This is a genomic window from Magnetospirillum gryphiswaldense MSR-1 v2 (assembly GCF_000513295.1).
Classification (GTDB): Bacteria; Pseudomonadota; Alphaproteobacteria; order Rhodospirillales; family Magnetospirillaceae; genus Magnetospirillum; species Magnetospirillum gryphiswaldense.
Genome location: NC_023065.1, coordinates 516,596 through 534,874 on the forward strand (window position 1 = coordinate 516,596; position 18,279 = coordinate 534,874).

Annotated in this window: 16 protein-coding genes; 13 read left to right on the plus strand and 3 right to left on the minus strand. The window is 62.4% G+C overall.

Annotation, left to right across the window (positions count from 1 at the left end; translation table 11 throughout):
- Positions 1 to 33 precede the first annotated feature (33 nt).
- The 6 genes from MGMSRV2_RS02440 (at position 34) to MGMSRV2_RS02460 (ending at position 4,574) form a co-directional block, all read left to right on the plus strand.
- Positions 34 to 231, plus strand: a complete 198-nt coding sequence (locus MGMSRV2_RS02440; protein WP_024078731.1) for a nucleotidyltransferase family protein — start codon at positions 34 to 36, stop codon at positions 229 to 231.
- Positions 221 to 421, plus strand: a complete 201-nt coding sequence (locus MGMSRV2_RS20925) for a ribonuclease HepT family protein (protein ID WP_144084262.1) — start codon at positions 221 to 223, stop codon at positions 419 to 421. Before MGMSRV2_RS02440 ends, MGMSRV2_RS20925 begins: the two co-directional genes overlap by 11 nt.
- 19 nt (positions 422 to 440) lie before the next feature.
- Positions 441 to 1,316 carry a radical SAM protein gene (locus MGMSRV2_RS02445; RefSeq protein ID WP_024078733.1) on the plus strand — a complete coding sequence of 292 codons (876 nt, stop codon included), beginning with the start codon at positions 441 to 443 and terminating at the stop codon, positions 1,314 to 1,316.
- A 159-nt stretch (positions 1,317 to 1,475) separates the two neighbouring features.
- Complete coding sequence (locus MGMSRV2_RS02450; protein ID WP_024078734.1) at positions 1,476 to 2,894, plus strand: circularly permuted type 2 ATP-grasp protein; 1,419 nt, start codon at positions 1,476 to 1,478, stop codon at positions 2,892 to 2,894.
- A complete protein-coding gene (locus MGMSRV2_RS02455) occupies positions 2,888 to 3,814 on the plus strand; it encodes an alpha-E domain-containing protein (protein WP_024078735.1) in 927 nt (308 codons plus the stop codon). The genes MGMSRV2_RS02450 and MGMSRV2_RS02455 overlap by 7 nt, the downstream gene beginning before the upstream one ends.
- A gap of 19 nt (positions 3,815 to 3,833) precedes the next feature.
- Positions 3,834 to 4,574, plus strand: coding sequence for a proteasome-type protease (locus tag MGMSRV2_RS02460; protein WP_024078736.1), 741 nt, complete (start codon positions 3,834 to 3,836; stop codon positions 4,572 to 4,574).
- A gap of 53 nt (positions 4,575 to 4,627) precedes the next feature.
- Here the strand turns inward: MGMSRV2_RS02460 and MGMSRV2_RS02465 are convergent, their stop codons facing one another.
- Together MGMSRV2_RS02465 and MGMSRV2_RS02470 are read right to left on the minus strand one after the other, a co-directional pair.
- Positions 4,628 to 5,422 carry a hypothetical protein gene (locus MGMSRV2_RS02465; protein WP_024078737.1) on the minus strand — a complete coding sequence of 265 codons (795 nt, stop codon included), beginning with the start codon at positions 5,420 to 5,422 and terminating at the stop codon, positions 4,628 to 4,630.
- A gap of 115 nt (positions 5,423 to 5,537) precedes the next feature.
- Positions 5,538 to 6,872, minus strand: coding sequence for an SAF domain-containing protein (locus MGMSRV2_RS02470; protein WP_024078738.1), 1,335 nt, complete (start codon positions 6,870 to 6,872; stop codon positions 5,538 to 5,540).
- Between the two features lie 256 nt (positions 6,873 to 7,128).
- On the opposite strand from MGMSRV2_RS02470, the gene MGMSRV2_RS02475 reads away from it, so the two are divergent.
- The 6 genes from MGMSRV2_RS02475 to MGMSRV2_RS02500 all read left to right on the plus strand — a co-directional run bounded on the left by MGMSRV2_RS02475 (position 7,129) and on the right by MGMSRV2_RS02500 (position 13,614).
- Positions 7,129 to 9,075 carry a PrkA family serine protein kinase gene (locus tag MGMSRV2_RS02475; RefSeq protein WP_024078740.1) on the plus strand — a complete coding sequence of 649 codons (1,947 nt, stop codon included), beginning with the start codon at positions 7,129 to 7,131 and terminating at the stop codon, positions 9,073 to 9,075.
- Between the two features lie 119 nt (positions 9,076 to 9,194).
- The gene (locus MGMSRV2_RS02480; protein ID WP_024078741.1) at positions 9,195 to 10,481 is read left to right on the plus strand and encodes a YeaH/YhbH family protein; all 1,287 of its coding nucleotides are present in this window, start codon (positions 9,195 to 9,197) and stop codon (positions 10,479 to 10,481) included.
- Entirely contained in the window at positions 10,468 to 12,003 is a 1,536-nt protein-coding gene (locus tag MGMSRV2_RS02485; protein WP_024078742.1) for a SpoVR family protein, read from the plus strand. The genes MGMSRV2_RS02480 and MGMSRV2_RS02485 overlap by 14 nt, the downstream gene beginning before the upstream one ends.
- A gap of 75 nt (positions 12,004 to 12,078) precedes the next feature.
- A complete protein-coding gene (locus tag MGMSRV2_RS02490; RefSeq protein WP_024078743.1) occupies positions 12,079 to 12,630 on the plus strand; it encodes a GNAT family N-acetyltransferase in 552 nt (183 codons plus the stop codon).
- A 168-nt stretch (positions 12,631 to 12,798) separates the two neighbouring features.
- Complete coding sequence (locus MGMSRV2_RS02495; RefSeq protein ID WP_024078744.1) at positions 12,799 to 13,236, plus strand: SET domain-containing protein-lysine N-methyltransferase; 438 nt, start codon at positions 12,799 to 12,801, stop codon at positions 13,234 to 13,236.
- Between the two features lie 12 nt (positions 13,237 to 13,248).
- Positions 13,249 to 13,614 carry an SET domain-containing protein gene (locus tag MGMSRV2_RS02500; RefSeq protein WP_024078745.1) on the plus strand — a complete coding sequence of 122 codons (366 nt, stop codon included), beginning with the start codon at positions 13,249 to 13,251 and terminating at the stop codon, positions 13,612 to 13,614.
- A gap of 5 nt (positions 13,615 to 13,619) precedes the next feature.
- On the opposite strand, the gene MGMSRV2_RS02505 is transcribed toward MGMSRV2_RS02500, so the two are convergent.
- Positions 13,620 to 16,691 (minus strand): cyclic nucleotide-binding domain-containing protein, encoded by a 3,072-nt coding sequence (locus tag MGMSRV2_RS02505; RefSeq protein ID WP_024078746.1) that lies wholly within the window; start codon positions 16,689 to 16,691, stop codon positions 13,620 to 13,622.
- 247 nt (positions 16,692 to 16,938) lie between these two features.
- Here MGMSRV2_RS02505 and gltX point away from each other — a divergent pair, with 247 nt between their 5' ends.
- Complete coding sequence (gene gltX / locus MGMSRV2_RS02510) at positions 16,939 to 18,279, plus strand: glutamate--tRNA ligase (RefSeq protein ID WP_024078747.1); 1,341 nt, start codon at positions 16,939 to 16,941, stop codon at positions 18,277 to 18,279.

The window sequence follows — 18,279 nt, forward strand, 5'->3', positions numbered from 1 at the left end:
GGAGCTTATCCCGTGTGAGGTGGGTTTTGTCCGGTGGCTCTGTCGGGCATGGTGTTCGGCTCGTACGTGCGCGGTGAACAGCGCGACGATATGGATTTGATCGCCTATACCAGGCTGCAATTAGAGCTCAGCGATGCGCTGGGGCTGCAAGTCGATCTGGTCGAGCGTGAAGTCCTGCGCCCCCGTCAGCATCCCGAGTGCTGTCCGAACTGGTCTTGTTGTGAAGCGTGACCCTGCCGCCTGTTTTGCCGATATGCTGGATTACGCTCGCGATGCGCAATCCTTTGTCGTCGGTATGAGCAACATCATGGCTCATGATTACCTGGGTATCCGCATGTCACGGGTGCTCGAGACGGTGACCACGTTCGTGCCGCTGCTGATTTGCCGTTTACCTGATATGATCGACGAAATTTCACCCTGATTGGTCAAAGGGTTCCATTGTGCTGGATTACGATTTCCCCCTGTGGCGGCCGCCGTCGGAAGGCGACAATCTGATCATCCAGGCGACGTTGGGCTGCCGTTTCAACGGCTGCACCTTCTGCTCCATGTACAAGGTCAAGGAATATCGCGCCCGCGATCTGGATGCCGTCTACGACGACATCGCCGCCGCCGCCTTGGTTTGGCCCGATGCCCATCGGGTGTTTCTGGCCGATGGCGACGCCTATAACCTGCCCACCGATCATCTGGCCGCCATCTGCGACCGTCTGGCGGCGACCTTCCCCAACCTGCAACGGGTGACGGCTTACGCCACGCCGTTCAATCTGCTGGGCAAAAGCGTCGCTGAAATTCAGTTCCTCAAGGCCAAGAAGCTGTCGCTGGTCTATGTCGGTATCGAAAGCGGCTCGGACTTTTTGCTGAAAAAAATCAAGAAGGGCAATGCCAAGCAGATGCACGACGGTCTGGCCCGCGCGGCCCAGGCCGGGCTTAAGGTGTCGGCTACGGTGATCACCGGCCTGGGCGGCCAAGCCCATTGGCAGCAGCACATGGACGAGACGGCGGATCTGATCAACAAGGTGCCGGTGACCTTTCTGTCCACCTTGCAATTGCGGTTGGCCGACGAGGTCGAGGACCGCTTTTTCGACAAATTCGGCGAGCCGTTCCAGTGGCAGGATGATGCGGCCATCCTGCTGGAAATGCGCCGGCTGGTGGAGCGGCTCGACCCGCCCAGCCCGGTGATTTTCCGTTCCAACCACGCCAGCAACGCTTTGCCTTTGGCCGGGACCCTGCCCAAGGATAAAGCCCGCGTCTTGGCCCAGATCGACCATGCCGTCAGTATGGGCGGTGGACTTCGGCCCAAATGGATGCGAGCTTTATAAGAATTCTGAAAGTGCTGCCTAAGAATTGAGCCGAAAGATCATTGATTGCGCATGGCTTTGTTGCGCACACCCCTAAAGCCCTTGAAGGACAATGGTTTTTCCCAGGCACGCCGGTTGCATGGCTGTCTATCGACAGTGATAACAAGGAATGGAGAGGGAATGGCCTACGATGAAATGAAGTCCCAGGCCGGCGGCGTTCGCGCTCCTTACCGGACTTATGAAAACTGGTTGCTGTCGCTGCCGCCCGATCTGCTGCGCCGCAAGCACGAAGAAGCCGACATGCTGTTCCGGCGTCTGGGCATCACTTTTGCCGTTTATGGCGACCAGGACGGCACCGAGCGTCTGATCCCCTTCGACACCGTTCCGCGCATCATCGCCGCCAAGGAATGGAAGCATCTGTCCACCGGCTGTTGCCAGCGCGTGCGCGCGCTCAATGCTTTTCTGACCGATCTCTATCACGGCCAGGATATCCTGAAGGCCGGCATCATCCCCAAGGAACACGTGTTGACCAACAACATGTTCCGCAAGGAGATGATGGGTATCGACGTGGCCCGCGACGTCTATGTGCACGTGGCCGGCATCGATCTGGTGCGCACCGGCGAGAACGATTTTTATGTCCTCGAGGACAATCTGCGCTCGCCGTCCGGGGTTTCCTACATGCTGGAAAACCGGGCGATGATGATGCGCCTGTTCCCCGACCTGTTCGCCCGCCACCGGGTGGCGGCGGTGGACGATTATCCGGATATCCTGATCAAGAATCTGCGTTCGGTGGCGCCGGCCAAGTGCAAGGGCGACCCCACCGTGGTGATGATGACGCCGGGCTACTACAATTCCGCCTATTTCGAGCACGCCTTCCTGGCCGAGCAGATGGGCATCGAACTGGTGGAAGGCCGCGACCTGTTCGTCTCCGACGGTCTGGTGTGGATGCGCACCACCCGTGGTCCCAAGCGCGTCGACGTGATCTATCGCCGCATCGACGACGATTTCATGGACCCCGACGCCTTCAACCCGGATTCCACCTTGGGCGTGCGCGGCCTGCTCGACGTCTACCGCAATGGCGGGGTGACCTTGGCCAACGCCATCGGCACCGGCGTTGCCGACGACAAGGCCACCTATACCTACGTCCCCGAGATGATCCGCTTTTATCTGGGCGAGGAACCCATCCTCAACAACGTTCCCACCTGGCGGCTGGAGCGCGACGACGACCGCAAATACGTGCTTGAGCATCTGGGCGAACTGGTGGTCAAGGAAGTGCAGGGCGCCGGCGGTTATGGCATGCTGGTGGGACCGACCTCGACCAAGGCGCAGATCGAGGAATTCCGCCTGCGCATCTTGGCCAATCCCAGCAATTACATCGCCCAGCCGACCCTGGCGCTGTCGACGGTGCCGACCCTGGTCGAGCAGGGCATCGCGCCCCGGCACGTGGATTTGCGTCCCTATGTGCTGGCCGGCGAAACCGTCACTCTGGTGCCGGGCGGCTTGACCCGTGTGGCGCTGACCGAAGGGTCGCTGGTGGTCAACTCGTCGCAAGGCGGCGGAACCAAGGATACCTGGGTGCTGGAGAACGACCCATGCTGAGCCGTACCGCTGAACATCTGTACTGGTTGAGCCGGTACATGGAGCGGGCCGAGAACATTGCCCGTTTCCTCGACGTCGCCAACCGCACCGCACTGTCGGCCAGCGGTGACCGCAACGCCTTCTGGCGCTCGGTGCTGTCCATCGCCGGCGGCGAGAAGGCCTTCAACGCCCGCTATGGCGAAGCCTCCGCCGTCAATGTGGTCAGCTTCACCGTGCTGGATTCCACCAATCCGTCCTCGATTTACGCGGCGCTCAGGGCGGCGCGTGAAAACGCCCATGCGGTGCGTTCGGTCATCCCCAACGAATTGTGGGAAGCCATGAACGCCACTTGGCTGGAGGTCAAGTCCATGGACGGCCCCCGCCTGCGCGAACAAGGCCTGATCGCTTTTTGCGAATGGGTGCGCGAACGCTCGCACCTGTTCCGCGGCATTGTCGACGGCGTCATGCTGCGCGACGAGCCTTATCACTTCCTGCGCCTGGGCACGGCGCTGGAGCGGGCCGACAACACGGCGCGCCTGATCGGCGTGCCCTTGGGCGGCTTCTCGCCCAGCGGCGCCGGTTCCGATCCGTTCGGCCATGTGCATTGGGCGGTGGTGCTGCGCTCGGTCAGTGCGCTCAAGGCCTATCGCACCGTCTATCGCGACGAACCCAAGCAGACCAATGCGCTTGATATGCTGATCCTGCGCGACGATATGCCCAGGTCGCTGCAATCGTGCCTGGGTTTTGCCTTGAAGTCACTGGAAGCGCTGGGGCCGGATCTGGAATGCACCCGGATGACCGGGGCGTTGCAGGCCCGCTTGCACTGGAGCAAGCTGGATGAGTTGCTGGACAAGGGCCTAGCTGCCTTCATCAGCGATTTCATCACCGCCAACAACCATCTCAGTGCTCGATTGCACGAAGACTTCTTGATGTCGGCCTGACCGCCGCAGGGGAATATCGATGACCTATTGTTTGGCCATGTCCCTGGATCAGGGACTGGTGTTCGCGTCCGATTCACGCACCAATGCCGGGGTGGACCATGTGTCCACCTTCCGCAAGATGCGGGTGTGGGAAAAGCCCGGCGACCGCGTGCTGGTCATGCTGTCGGCGGGCAATCTGGCGGTGACCCAGTTCGTGTCGACGCTGTTGGACCAGGGCACCAAATCGGACGACCCGAAGAAGAATATCCTGCTGGCGGAAACCATGTTCGACGCCGCCCGCGTGGTGGGATCTTACGTGCGCGAAGTGCACGGCCACGACGCCAAGCATTTGAAGGAACATGGCGCCGATTTCGCCCTGTCGCTGATTTTCGGCGGCCAGATCAAGGGCGAGGCGCCCAGGCTGTTCATGATCTACGCCGCCGGCAATTTCATCGAATGCGGCGAGGATTCCCCCTTCATCCAGATCGGCGAGACCAAATACGGCAAGCCCATCCTGGACCGGGTGGTGACGCGCAAGCTCGATCTGATGCCGGCGACCAAATGCGCGTTGCTGTCGCTCAACTCCACCGTCCGTTCCAACTTGACGGTGGGGCTGCCCATCGATCTGCTGGTCTATCACAAGGACGAGTTCAAGGTCGGCCTGCACCACACCATCGGCGAGGACGATCCCTATTTCCAGAAACTGGGGCAGATGTGGGGCGAGGGCCTGCGCAACCTGTTCCAGGTGTTGCCCGACCCGCCCTGGGGCGGCGAGGTCTGAAATGAAAACCGGCCCCGCGACATCCGTCGGGGGCCGGTTTCCTGGGGCCGTGGTTAGGTCGGCGGGGCGACGGCGACCGCGGTCGGGGTCGGGATGTGGTCGGTCTTGGTGGTGACAGCCGCCGAACCCACCGTGTTCATGTAGGTGACGATGTTGCCGGGATCGTCGTAGCGGTCACGCTGCTGCAAGGTCTTGGACGGGGCCCCGAACGAGAACCGGATGCCGGCCAGGACAAAGGCGGCGCCTTGGTTGCCCACACCGGTATCGAACAGATACGAGGTGTTGGTCCACGAATCCGGACGGTACTCGAAGCCGGCTTGGATGGCCCGGCTGTTGGCGACGCCGGAAACGCTGGTGCCCAGGGCCAGATTGGGGGTGGCGTAATAAATCCCGCCCAGATTGGCGTAACCGGTGGTGTCGGCGTGGTCGTTCTGCACACCCGCCGACGGCAGGATGGAGAAATCGTCGAAGTAGAATTCCGCCTCGGCGCCGACGCGGCGGATATTGGATTTCGCATCCTTGTGCGGGCCGGCGATGTTCGACCACATGCCGGTCACGCCCAGCAGCATGCTGGTCGGATCACGATAAAACAGGTGGACAGCCATACCGCCGCGCAAATCCTGATCGGCCATGCCGAAGGCACCGTCCATCTGAACGCCGAAATCATGGCCCAGAGGGGCGGTAAAGGTCGCGCCACCCAAGATGGCGGGGCCGCCGCTCAGGGCGCCGCCCATGACATCCACCTTGACGTTGGGGGCTGAAACCGCTGGGGCGGGATCGGCGGCGAAGGCGGAAAATGCCGACATCCCGGTCAGAATGGCGGCGATGGCGCAGGCGTGGTTTCGCATTTTTAAAGAACCTCTTGGAATGCATCTTCCTGCATCCGTCGTACCCTTCCATGGTGATGATGGAAAGTTACGAATTGTAGCAATCCGTATATGCGTAAAGTCGTATCACAAGGCTTTACGGCGTTTTCATCTGGCGGCGGATATCCAGCACTGCTTGGCAGGCTTGTCCCAAATCCACTTGGCTTAAGGCGATGGGCTGACCGGCGGCGACATGGGCCTTCAGCACCGCGCCTTGGGACAGGCTGACGGGCAGCAGATTGCCGGTGACGCTGGCGCTGGACGGCAACAAGATGCCGCGCACGGTATGGCCGCCGATGCCGTCCAGGATATCGCCGGGCTTCAGGTTGCGCTTGGCGATGGCCGCCACATCGGCGACCCAGGCCCGCGGGCAGCCGGTATGCTCGCCACGCAGGCAGACGCTGATCACCGACAGCGCCGCTTCCAGCCCGGCCAGACGATGCGGGCGCCAGCGGGCCGCATAGCTGCCGCTGTCATCGGTTAATAATCCAAATTCGGCGAAGGAGCGGGTGGAATGACTGGCCGGGCTGGTGAAGGTGACGAAAACCCCCCAGCGCAAGGCGCCGGCCACGGCGCGACCATCGGGCTCCAGACACGACGCCGCCTCGACCATGCCGGCCTGGGGAAGCCGTCCGCCATCGTGCTGCGGACGGAAGACGTGGGGCAAGTCATGGGTGCCGCAGGGCAGGAAGGCCAGCCCGCTCTGTGGCGGCTCCAGTAATGTGGCATTGGCGACCGATGCCAGTTCCAGCGCCGCACGGGTGCCGTCCAAGGTGGCGGTGACGCCGGTGGCATCGTGATCTCTGGCGCGGGCTTGTTCAGGGCTGAGTCCCAGATGGGTCCAGGCGGTATCGGGGGTGATGACTTCGTTGCCCGGCTTCCAAGCCATGCCGCGTCCGGCGGCGGCGATCTGGAAACCGCAGGCCCGGGCCCAATCCACCAATTCGCAGATCAGGGCGGGCTGGTCGCCATAGGCCAGGGAATAGAGGATTCCGCGCCGTGCCGCCTGCTCGGCCAGCCAGGGGCCGGCCAGGGAATCGGCCTCGATGCTGGCCATCACCACGTGGATACCGCATTCCATGGCGGCGATGGCATGGGAAATGGCCCGTGGCGCGTCATTGCTGGCCTCGAACAGGACATCCAGGCCTTCCTGTTCGCACAGGCTCATGGGGTCACCGGTCACCCAGGTGCCGCCGCTGTCAATGGCGTCGGCCAGCGAGCGGGCCACCGCCTTGGCCGGCGGCCAAGCCGCCAGGGCCAGGGCGGTATGGGCGCGTTCCGGGTTGACATCGGCCAAGGCTGCCACGTGCAGGGCCGGCAGATGGCGAGCCTGAGCCAGGAACAAGGTGGCGAACTTGCTGGCGCCGATCACGCCCGCCCGGATCGGGCGGCCATGGGCAAGTCGGTCGGCCATCAAAGATGTCAGGCTCATGCAGCAAATCCCAGCTTCAGCGCGGCGTCACACTACCCTTAACCCGCGCGGATGAAAACCATGCAGCAGAAGGGGGTGAGTAAATGTTCGGTTAATGGAGTTTATTATTACCCGAACATTCCGCCACCCCAGCCATGCGTCGGGCGGCGACTTGAGGGGCGCATTGATGTTCAGTCCACCCCTTTTCTTTGGCGCGGTCATCCCCACGTGAAGAACATAGGTCCAAAGCAGGCCGGTTCCGTGAAGGGAGAACGCCATGCACGCCGCCGATGACATTTTCGCCCACTTCGCCCGATCCTATGAAGGCCGCAAGGAATCCGAGATGAGCCTGGCCGAGTATCTGGCCGGCTGCCGCGACGATCCGATGATGTATGCCTCAGCCGCGGAACGGATGATCGCCGCCATCGGTGAACCCGCCATCATCGACACCGCCAAGGACCAGCGGCTCAGTCGGGTATTCATGAACCGGACCATCAAGATTTATCCGGCCTTCGCCGAGTTCTACGGCATGGAGGAAACCATCGAGCGCATCGTCGGCTATTTCCGCCACGCGGCGCAGGGGTTGGAGGAGCGCAAGCAGATCCTGTACCTGCTGGGGCCGGTGGGCGGCGGCAAGTCGTCGCTGGCCGAGCGGCTGAAGGCGCTGATGGAGGCCATGCCCATCTATGTGCTGAAGGCAGGCAAGGAAATATCCCCCATGTTCGAAAGCCCGCTGGGGTTGTTCGATCCCGACACCATGGGCGACATGCTGGAGGAAAAATACGGCATCGCCAAGCGCCGCCTGCCCGGAGTGATGAGCCCGTGGGCGGTCAAGCGTCTGGACGAATTCGCCGGCGACATCTCGCGCTTCAAGGTGGTCAAGGTCTATCCGTCGCGGCTCAGGCAGATCGGTGTGGCCAAATGCGAGCCGGGCGACGAGAACAACCAGGACATTTCCACCTTGGTGGGCAAGGTGGACATCCGCAAGCTGGAGATGTTCGGCCAGAACGATCCCGACGCTTATTCCCATTCCGGCGGCTTGAACCGCTGCACCCAGGGGCTGCTTGAATTCGTCGAGATGTTCAAGGCGCCGATCAAGATGCTGCATCCGCTGCTGACGGCGACGCAGGAGGGCAATTACGCCGGCTCCGAGAATATCGGTGCAATGCCGTTTTCGGGCATCATCCTGGCCCATTCCAACGAAGCCGAGTGGCAGACCTTCAAGAACAACAAGAACAACGAAGCCTTCATCGACCGCATCTGCGTCATCAAGGTGCCCTATTGCCTGCGCGTCACCGAGGAACAGCGCATCTACGATAAACTTATCCGCACCTCGGAACTGGCCCAGGCGCCGTGCGCCCCGGCCACCTTGGAAATGCTGGCCCGTTTCACCGTGCTGTCGCGGCTGAAGGAACACGAGAACTCCAACCTCTATTCCAAGATGCGGGTCTATGACGGCGAAAGCATCAAGGAGACCGACCCCAAGGCCAAGCCCATGCAGGAATACAAGGATGCGGCCGGGGTGGACGAGGGCATGGACGGCATTTCCACCCGCTTCGCCTTCAAGGTGCTGTCGTCCACCTTCAATTACGACACCGGCGAAGTGGCCGCCGATCCGGTACATCTGATGTATGTGCTGGAACAAAGCATCAAGCGCGAGCAATTCCCCGAGGATACGGAAAAGAAATACATCGACTTCATCAAGTCCGATCTGGCCCAGCGTTATGCCGAATTCATCGGCAACGAAGTGCAGAAGGCTTACTTGGAAAGCTATCATGATTACGGCCAGAACCTGTTCGACCGCTATGTCGATTACGCCGATTCCTGGATCGAGGATCAGGATTTCAAGGATCCCGATACCGGACAATTGCTCAACCGCGAGCTGTTGAACCAGGAATTGTCCAAGATCGAAAAGCCGGCGGGCATCGCCAACCCCAAGGATTTCCGCAACGAGGTGGTCAAGTTCTCCTTGCGGACCAGGGCCAACAACAAGGGCCGCAATCCGTCTTGGACCTCTTACGAGAAAATCCGCGAGGTGATCGAGCGGCGCATGTTCAGTCAGGTGGAAGACCTGCTGCCGGTGATCAGCTTCGGCACCAAGAAGGACAGCGACAGCGAGAAGAAACACCATGAATTTGTCGAGCGGATGATGAGCCGCGGCTACACCGAACGGCAAGTGCGCCGGCTGGTGGAATGGTACATGCGGGTCAAGCAGGCGGGGTGATTTTCACGCTAACCGTCATACCCGCGCAGGCGGGTATCCAGGAGTCGCGGAAAAGGTGGAGGTGCACCCCCTGGACTCCCGCCTGCGCGGGAGTGACGGAGACGAGAGGGCATAAAACAATGAACATCATCGACCGCCGCCTGAACCCGAAAGGCAAAAGTCTGGCCAACCGCCAGCGCTTTCTGCGCCGCGCCCGCGAGCAGATCAGGAAGGCGGTGCGCGAGGCCTCCAGCGGGCGCTCCATCACCGATATCGACGGCGGCGAGGGCATTTCCATTCCCATGGACGATCTGCGCGAGCCCAGTTTCCGCCGGGCGGCGGAAGGCGGTATCCGCGATTACGTCGTCCCCGGCAACAAGGAGTTCATTACCGGCGACACCATCGCCAAGCCGCCCAAGCAATCGGGCGGGGCAGGGGGATCGGACGGCTCGCCCGATGGCGGCGGCGACGATGCCTTTCATTTCGTCCTGTCGCGCGACGAGTTCCTCGACCTGTTCCTGGAAGACCTGGAACTGCCGGACATGGACAAGAAGAACCTGCAAAAATCCGAGCAGATGGCGTTTTCCCGCGCCGGCCTGTCGGTCACCGGTTCGCCGTCCAACCTCAACCTTGTGCGCACCATGCGCAACTCGCTCAGCCGGCGCATCGCGCTCAAGCGGCCCAAGCCCGCCGAAATGGCTGAATTGCAGGCGGCCATCGCCGAACTCGAGGAAAACGGCGACAACCCGGAATTGCTGTCGGAACTGCGCCTAGAGCTTGAGGCGCAACTGACCAAGTCGCGGCTTGTGCCCTATATCGACCCGGTGGACGTGCGCTACAACCGCTTCCAGGCCACGCCCAAGCCCATTTCCCAGGCGGTGATGTTCTGTCTGATGGACGTGTCGGGGTCGATGACCGAGCACATGAAGGATTTGGCCAAGCGCTTCTATATGCTGCTTTATCTGTTCCTCAACCGGCGCTATGCCCATGTGGACATCGTCTTCATCCGCCACACCCACCAGGCCAAGGAGGTGGATGAGCAGACCTTCTTCTATTCCACCGAAACCGGCGGTACCGTGGTCTCCACCGCCCTGGTCGAGATGACCCGGATCGTCAAGGCCCGCTATTCGCCCCATGACTGGAACATCTATGCCGCCCAGGCCTCGGACGGCGACAACACCAATTCCGACAATGCCACCGCCATCGGGCTGTTGACCACCGCCATCCTGCCGGTGTGCCAGTACTTCGCCTATATCGAAGTGGGCGCCGAGTACAAGGATTGGCTGGGGCGCGAAACCGATCTGTGGCGCACCTATAAAAGCGTCGCCGCCCCTAACATGGCCATGCGCAAGGTGCGCAACCGCGCCCAGATCTTTCCGGTGTTCCGTGAATTGTTCAGCCGGGAGAAAAGCCATGCCCAGGCATGACGGTCCGGGTAAATTGCTGTTCACCGGCGCCGACTGGAACTTCGACAAGCTCCAGCGCACCCATGATGCCATCGCCCGCATCGCCCATGACGAATTGGGCCTGGACACCTATCCCAACCAGATCGAGGTGATCACCGCCGAGCAGATGCTGGATGCCTATTCCTCCATCGGCATGCCGCTGATGTACAAGCATTGGTCGTTCGGCAAGCATTTCGCCGCCGACGAGACTTTATACCGCAAGGGCATGCGCGGTCTGGCCTATGAGATCGTCATCAATTCCAGCCCGTGTATTTCCTATGTCATGGAGGAAAACTCCATGGCCATGCAGACCCTGGTGGTCGCCCATGCCGCCTTCGGCCATAACCATTTCTTCAAGAACAACGCCTTGTTCCGGCAATGGACCGACGCCAAGGGCATCCTGGACTACCTGGACTTCGCCAAGGGCTACATCCAGCACGCCGAAGAACGCCATGGACAGCGGGCGGTGGAGCGGGTGTTGGACGCCGCCCATGCGCTTATGAGCCACGGCGTGCACAAATATCCGCGCAAGCGTCCGTTCGATCTGGCCGAGGACAAGCGGCGCGAGAAAGAGCGGGAAGACTGGTTCCAGCAGAATTACAACGATCTGTGGCGGACGCTGCCCAAGGCCGGAATCAGCGCCCCGGTGGACGAGGATTTGGCCGAACGCAAGCACGCGCTAGGTCTGCCCGAGGAAAACATCCTGTATTTCCTGGAAAAATCGGCGCCGCTGCTGGCGCCGTGGCAGCGCGAGATTTTGCGCATCGTCCGCAACATCGCCCAGTATTTCTATCCGCAAAAGCAGACCAAGGTGATGAACGAAGGCTGCGCCACCATGGTGCATTACACCATCGCCAACCGCCTGCATGAACAGGGCCGCATCGATGACGGCACCTTGATGGAGATTTTGCACTCCCACACCAATGTGGTGTTCCAGCCCGGCTTCGACGATCCGCGCTATTCCGGCCTCAACCCCTATGCCCTGGGTTTCGCCATGATGCAGGACATCGCCCGCATCTGCACCCAGCCCACCGTCGAGGACCGTGCCTGGTTCCCCGATTTCGCCGGCAACAACGACCCGTGGGCGACGCTTCGCCATGCCTGGGCCGATTACCGCGACGAAAGCTTCATCCTGCAATTCCTGTCGCCGGCCGTCATGCGCAAGCTCCGGCTGTTCCATCTGCACGACAAGGCCGAGGATGACGACATGGTGATCAAGGCCATTCATGACGAGCGCGGCTATCGTCAGGTGCGTCAGACCCTGGCCCGCAGCTACGATATCGGTGCCCTGGAAGCGGACATCCAGGTGGCCGACGTCGACCTGAGCGGTGACCGCCGGCTGATTGTCCATCACCGGGTGGCCAACGGTATCTTGCTGGATTCGGCCCAGGCCGGCCATACCCTGCGCCATCTGGCCAATCTATGGGGCTATCCGGTGCAATTGGTGGAAGTGGACGAAGATGGTGCCGTTTTGCACATCTGCGAGGACGTTGGACCGGTATGACCAGATTTATGTTGCACTGCACAATAAATTTCTGCTAATTATGAGATCAGGGAGGGAAAGCAGGAGTACAAGGTCATGCTGCATCGCAAGCTTTTGATGGCTGAACGCCCGCTTTTCGCCGCGCATCTGAAGCGCCTGTCGCCCGCCGACCGTTCCTTCCGTTTCGCTCATTCCCGCGTCGGTGACGACTGGATCGACAAATACGTCGCCGGCATCGCCGCCGATGACCTGCTGCTGGGCTGTTTCGACGGTGACCGGCTGGTGGGTGTCGCCCATGTGGCCTTTGCCGGCCCGGTGGCGGAGATGGGCATCAGTGTCGACAGCGACAGCCGTGCCCATGGCGTCGGTGCCGAACTGACCCGGCGCGCCGTGCGCTGGACCCGCAACCGCAGGGCGGAAAAGCTTTACACCCTGTGTCAAAGCGACAACGGCTCGATGATCGCCCTGGCCCGCAAGCTGGGCATGAAAATCCATCGCGAATGCGGCACCGCCGAGGCCTATCTGCCGCTGCCGCCACCCGATCTGCTGACCGTGGGCGATGAAATCGGCGCCGAGATGGACGGCCTGGCCCAGGACTGGATGTCCATGGTCAAGGCCTGCCAAGGGGCGCTGCTGCCTAAGCCTTGACCCGATCCCAGCCGCGACAATCGGCGTTTCAGGACGTGGTGTGGCGCCAAAGTGCCGGTAAAAGCGTAACCGATTGATATTCAACGCATGTTGAACGAGGTTTGGTTTGACTTACGATTGAGGCGGTATCGGGTAGTCTCAGCCCTGGGGACAAAAAACGGGGACGAGATGAGCTGGACCGATCTTGATTTGGTGGAAGTGCGCGCAGTGGCGGGGGAATCCGGGGTTTTCGCCCGCCGCGACATCGCCGGTGGCACGGTGGTCGGCGTCTTCGACGGTGCCGCCCAAGTGTTTGATCTCGCCGCGGATGGGCTGGTGGATTGGCGGGGCCAGGATGGCAGCATGTCCATCCACCTGAGGCTGACCGACGGCAAGCTTTACGCCATCATGCCGCAGGCGGGGGTGGAGATCAGCGGCATCGACTTCATCAACCATTCGTGCAAGGCCAATTGCCGCGCCGATGCCGGGGTGCTGGTGGTGGAAACCATCCGCGCCATCGAAGCGGGCGAGCAATTGACCATCAACTACCATGACATGGATCTGATCAAGCTGGGCCGTCCGTGCTGGTGCGAAGGCATCGACGACGGCCAACGCTGCATTCTTTAGGGGGAGGGGATTATGCTGCTGGTCAAGACTTATCTGGGGGCTAGTTCCGTCCATGGCATCGGTCTGTTCGCCGGTGAAAACATCGCCAAGGGCACGGTGATCTGGCGGTTTGACGAGCGGGTCGATCGCCGTTTCACCCAGGCCGAGCGCGATGCCTTGCCGGAACCGGCGCGGTCGTTCCTGCGGACCTATTCATATCCGGAAGAGGTGGGCAGCCCGATCTATTTGCTCGACGGCGACCATGCGCGCTTCTTCAATCACAGCGACCAGCCCAACACCGATTGCGTGGTCGATACCATCGCCACCCGCGACATCGTCGCCGGCGAGGAATTGCTGTGTGATTACAACCAGTTTCACCCGCGCCACGAGTTTGCCTGATAATCTCAGGCAATCATCTTCCGCAAGCGCCGTACCAGCACCTTGCACATTTCCACCGATATTTCAGGGCGTTGCTGGATCAGGCTGTGCAGGTGGTCCTGGTCCAGCGACAGCACCTCGGTTTCCTCGGTGGCGGTGACGGTGGCCGAGCGGGTTTCCGCCTCGAAGATGGACATTTCGCCGAAAATCTGGCCGCTGTGCAGCGTCGCCAATTGGCGCGGCCCGTCGGGCAGGTGCTTGGTGATGGTGACCGCGCCGCGAAAGATCACGTATAGACGGTCGCCGGATTCGCCTTCGCGCACGATATCTTCGCCGGCCAGATAGGTTTCGCGGCTCATGGCGTGGTCCAGGGCCACCAGATTGTCCAGACTCATGTTCTGGAACAGCGAAACCGATTTCAGGAAGGCCAGTCGGTTCATGGGGAGATCCTTGTCGTCCGGAGCGGTTCCCGCCGCCAGCCGGGCACGGGTTTCGGCGACCACCGCATCTTCGGTATCGTCCGATGCGGGCGGCAGAGTGTTGAGGTCCTGCCGCCATACCACCAGGGCGGCGGCACGCACCCATGGGCTGGGCAGGGCCAGGGCCTGGGTCAGGATGTCGGCGATGATGGCCGCATCCGTGGGCCGGGCCGGCGGTGGGGCATCGGCCTGTTGTTCCAGCAGCGGCAGCAATGGCAGCACGTAATGGCGATGGGCCAGCGACGCCAGGGTTTCCAGGGCGTTGGATTTGACCCGGGGCTCGCTGGCGGCCAGGGCGGCACGGACCGAACCAAGGATGCGCTGATAGCCCATGGCCCCCAATCCGGCCAGGACCAGGGCCAGGGATTGCTGGTTGACGTCGTCGAGGGCCTGCCGCAAGGCCGCCCAGGCGGTGCCGTCGCCGGGGACGCGCTTTTGCAGCGCCAGCGCCTGGGTGGTCTGGGGATAGACCCGTTCCGACAAAAAGGCGAACAGCGCCTGATCCGCGCTTTTGCCGCCGATCAGGCCCAGAGCGTCGAGGGCGGCATGACAGGTGGCCGGGGATAGCGCCCGCAATTGCGCCGCCACCGCCGGCAAGGCATCGGTGCCGCGCTGGCCCAGTTCCGCCGCCACCAAGCGGCGAACCCTGGGGTCGTCATCGCCCAGACCGGCTGCGGCCAGGGCCGGCAGGTTGACCGGCAGGCTCAGACGGGTCAGCGCCGCCAGGGCGGCGGCGCGGACTTCGGTGTCGGCCTCTTGCGCCGCCTTGCGCGCCCACGGCATCACCGCGCTGTCGCCGGGTTGAGCATGGCGGGTGGTGGCGATCAGGGCCGCCGCCCGCACTTGCGGCGCCGGATGGTCACCGAAGGCGCGGATGATCCGGGCGGCGTCGCGTGGAGCCAGGCTGGCGGTGATGTCGATGACCGCCTGGGCCGCGGCGGTGGATAAACGCGCGGTGTCGCCGGTTCCGGCGCCGTTCAGCACCCGGGCCATGGCGACGACGCTTTCATCGTTGTCGACGGCTAGGGCGGCCATATCGCAACCATCCAGCGGCAGGGCTTTTTCCCCCAGAACGCCAAGGCCGAGCCGACGCAGTTCGGCCATGGGCGAATCGCACAAATCGCGCAGCAAGATGATGGTGCCGGCCCGGTTCTCGGTCAGCAGGTCGTGCAGGATGGTGCGGCCACGCTGGGGGTCCAGCTTGGGCAGGCAATCGCCGGCGCGGGCCAGGGCGATGGTGCTGTCGCAGCGCACTGCCATTTCCAGCCCCAGGAACACGGTGTCGGCATCGGGGCTGTCGAGCATGGTGATGATGTCGTCCACGTATTCCGGCGGCGGGCGAAAGCCCTTGCCGGCGGCATCCAGATCCATGCTGCCGTTGCGCAGCATCTCGATCAGCCCGTGCACGTAATGACGTTTGATGCGCAGGGCGACCAGCAGGAAAACCACGCTCAGGCCCACGCACAGCACGGCGATGCCCGACAGCGGCACCAGCCCGTCGAGCACCAGCAGCACCAGCCCGGCCACCAGCAAGGCCAGGGGATAGACGGCGCCGTCGTTGAACACCCGGATGCGCCCGACGAAGCGATGGGGCATGGCGTTGTAGTTCATGGAAAACACCGGCACGCCGGCATTGTTTTCGAAGGCGTCGTAATTGATGTGCGACAGCACCCCCGCCGGCAGGCCGTTCCACAGCGCCAGCACGCCGAAGGCGAAGCTGTTGAACAAGGGCACGCACACATTCATGCGCGCCACCCCCAGACGTGGCAGCAGCGGGTTGGTGAAGGCCAGGACGATGATGACGCCGATCACGTTGATGCCGGCATTGGCCAGCCCGAGAAAGGCGGTCAGCGCGTCTTCGTCGGGATAATGTTCGGAATAGATGGAAAACGCCGCGTATTCGGCCATGCATTGCAGCATGGTGTTAAGGAATACCGCCGCCGCCATGAAGGCGATGATGGGATAACGCGACGCCACCTTGGGCAGGATGCGGATGCTGTCCCACACGCCTTCATCCGCCGCCGATTCGCATTCGTCCAGCGGCTCTTCCCGCCGGCTCAGCCAGATGGATTGCATCAGCACCAGCCCGGCCAGCAGCGGCGCGGTCATGGCCGCCACCTCGCGCGGCATCAGGGCGGCGATGCCGCCGACCAGCCCAGCCCCGGCGATGCCGCCCATGGCCATGCTCATGGCCACCGGCGTGGTCAGGCGGTTGGCCTCGGTAGCGGTGAAATGATCGGCGAACAGGACGTAGTAAACGCTGTACAGCAGCATTTCGCAGATGCTGAAGCCCAGATAGGCGATGGTCCCCGCCGTTGCCGCCTCCATCACCAGCGGCAACAGCGGCAGCGCCACGCCCTGGACCAGCAAGGTCAGCAGCATGGCCTGAAAAATCCGCGATCGCGGCCATTTGTCGATGATGGTGGAAAAAACGAGTGAAACCGGAATCGAGACAGCGGAAAAGATGACGTAATAAATCGGCAGGCTATCCGCCCCGGCATTGGACAAAAACGTCGATGACGCCAAGGTGGTGGTAAAGGTGTTGGTCAGAGTCAGGGTGAAAGCCAGAAATATGAACTGGAACTGCCTTGACAATATGGACGGCAATGCTCTTTTCATCTGACTTTCTTCTGCCGTCGGCAATCATCGATTGCCATGGTTTGCTCGCGCCGCCAAGGTAATATGGCTTAGGCATGCGGGCAACCGGTAGCGGCGCGGCTATTGTCAATGGCCGTTCACATTGCCCCGTCCTCGGGCCTCGGTGCGGGTCCGTTGACGGCGGTGATGCCCCAGGCTTGTTGCCGCCAAGGCCAGGTGCTATAGGGGAGGACCGCTTCGCCAAACCTTTTGGAAACGTCCTCATCCCATGACCGTCACGGTCCGCTTCGCCCCCAGCCCCACCGGGCTTTTGCATGTGGGCAATGCCCGCGTCGCCTTGATCAACTGGCTGTTCGCCAAGGCGCATGGCGGCTATTTCATGCTGCGCTACGACGACACCGATCTGGCGCGCTCCACCGACGCATTCGCCCAAGGCATCGCCCGCGACCTGTCCTGGCTGGGCTTGGCCTGGGACAAAAAGGCGTGGCAGTCCAAGCGGCTGGATATGTACACCGCCGCCGCCGAGCGGCTGAAGGCCGATGGCCGCCTGTATGCCTGCTGGGAAACGCCGGAAGAGCTGGATTTCAAGCGCAAGCGGCAATTGGCCCGTGGCCTGCCGCCGGTCTATGACCGCGCCGGCTTGCACGTCACCGCCGCCGACCGCGCCAAGTTCGAGGCCGAGGGCCGCCAGCCCCATTGGCGTTTCAAGCTCGACCACAAGGATGTGCGCTGGGACGACCTGGTGCGCGGTGACAGCCACGTCAATTGCGCGTCCCTGTCCGATCCGGTGCTGATCCGCGCCGACGGCACCTATCTGTACACCCTGCCCAGCGTCGTCGACGATATCGAGTTCGCCATCAGCCACATCATCCGTGGCGAGGATCACGTCACCAATTCGGCACCGCAAATCCAACTGTTCCGGGCTTTAGGGGCCGAGCCGCCGGCTTTCGCCCACCTGCCGCTGCTGACCGATATTTCCGGCGCCGGCCTGTCCAAGCGCCTGGGTTCGCTGTCCTTGGCCGATCTGCGCGAGCAGGGTACCGAGCCCATGGCGGTCAATTCGCTGCTGGCCAAGCTGGGCACGTCCGACGCCATCGAGATCCGTGCTGTTCTGGATCAGTTGGTGGATGAGTTCGACATCACCCATTTCAGCCGTTCCACCGCCAAGTTCGATCCGAACGAATTGGCCCACCTGAATGCCAAGTTGCTGCATGGCCTCAGCTTCGATCAGGTGGCGCCGCGTCTGGCCGCCTTGGGCCTGGACGGTGTCCATGCGGGCTTCTGGGATGCGGTCAAGGCCAACCTGGCCAGCATCGGCGACGCGGCCCAGTGGTGGCCGGTGGTCACCGGCCCCATCGATCCGGTGATCGAGGACGCGGCGTTCTGCGCCCAGGCGGCGGCGGTTCTGCCCGATGGCGCCTGGGATCAGACCACCTGGGGGGCGTGGACCAATGCCGTCAAGCAGGCGACCGGACGCAAGGGGCGCGAGCTGTTCCACCCGCTGCGTCTGGCGCTCACGGGCCGCGAAAACGGCCCGGAACTGAAATTGCTGCTGCCGCTGATCGGTCGCGACAAGGCGCTGGCGCGTCTGTCCGGCCAAGTCGCCTAA

What these genes read in the sequence shown, in the direction of transcription:
- MGMSRV2_RS02470 (WP_024078738.1), bottom strand. Translation starts at nt 6,872, where the DNA reads ATGAGCCTGACATCTTTGATGGCCGACCGACTTGCCCATGGCCGCCCG.
- MGMSRV2_RS02460 (WP_024078736.1), top strand. Translation starts at nt 3,834, where the DNA reads ATGACCTATTGTTTGGCCATGTCCCTGGATCAGGGACTGGTGTTCGCG.
- gltX (WP_024078747.1), top strand. Translation starts at nt 16,939, where the DNA reads ATGACCGTCACGGTCCGCTTCGCCCCCAGCCCCACCGGGCTTTTGCAT.
- MGMSRV2_RS02500 (WP_024078745.1), top strand. Translation starts at nt 13,249, where the DNA reads ATGCTGCTGGTCAAGACTTATCTGGGGGCTAGTTCCGTCCATGGCATC.
- MGMSRV2_RS02450 (WP_024078734.1), top strand. Translation starts at nt 1,476, where the DNA reads ATGGCCTACGATGAAATGAAGTCCCAGGCCGGCGGCGTTCGCGCTCCT.
- MGMSRV2_RS02505 (WP_024078746.1), bottom strand. Translation starts at nt 16,691, where the DNA reads ATGAAAAGAGCATTGCCGTCCATATTGTCAAGGCAGTTCCAGTTCATA.
- MGMSRV2_RS02475 (WP_024078740.1), top strand. Translation starts at nt 7,129, where the DNA reads ATGCACGCCGCCGATGACATTTTCGCCCACTTCGCCCGATCCTATGAA.
- MGMSRV2_RS02480 (WP_024078741.1), top strand. Translation starts at nt 9,195, where the DNA reads ATGAACATCATCGACCGCCGCCTGAACCCGAAAGGCAAAAGTCTGGCC.
- MGMSRV2_RS02490 (WP_024078743.1), top strand. Translation starts at nt 12,079, where the DNA reads ATGCTGCATCGCAAGCTTTTGATGGCTGAACGCCCGCTTTTCGCCGCG.
- MGMSRV2_RS02485 (WP_024078742.1), top strand. Translation starts at nt 10,468, where the DNA reads ATGCCCAGGCATGACGGTCCGGGTAAATTGCTGTTCACCGGCGCCGAC.
- MGMSRV2_RS02455 (WP_024078735.1), top strand. Translation starts at nt 2,888, where the DNA reads ATGCTGAGCCGTACCGCTGAACATCTGTACTGGTTGAGCCGGTACATG.
- MGMSRV2_RS02465 (WP_024078737.1), bottom strand. Translation starts at nt 5,422, where the DNA reads ATGCGAAACCACGCCTGCGCCATCGCCGCCATTCTGACCGGGATGTCG.
- MGMSRV2_RS02495 (WP_024078744.1), top strand. Translation starts at nt 12,799, where the DNA reads ATGAGCTGGACCGATCTTGATTTGGTGGAAGTGCGCGCAGTGGCGGGG.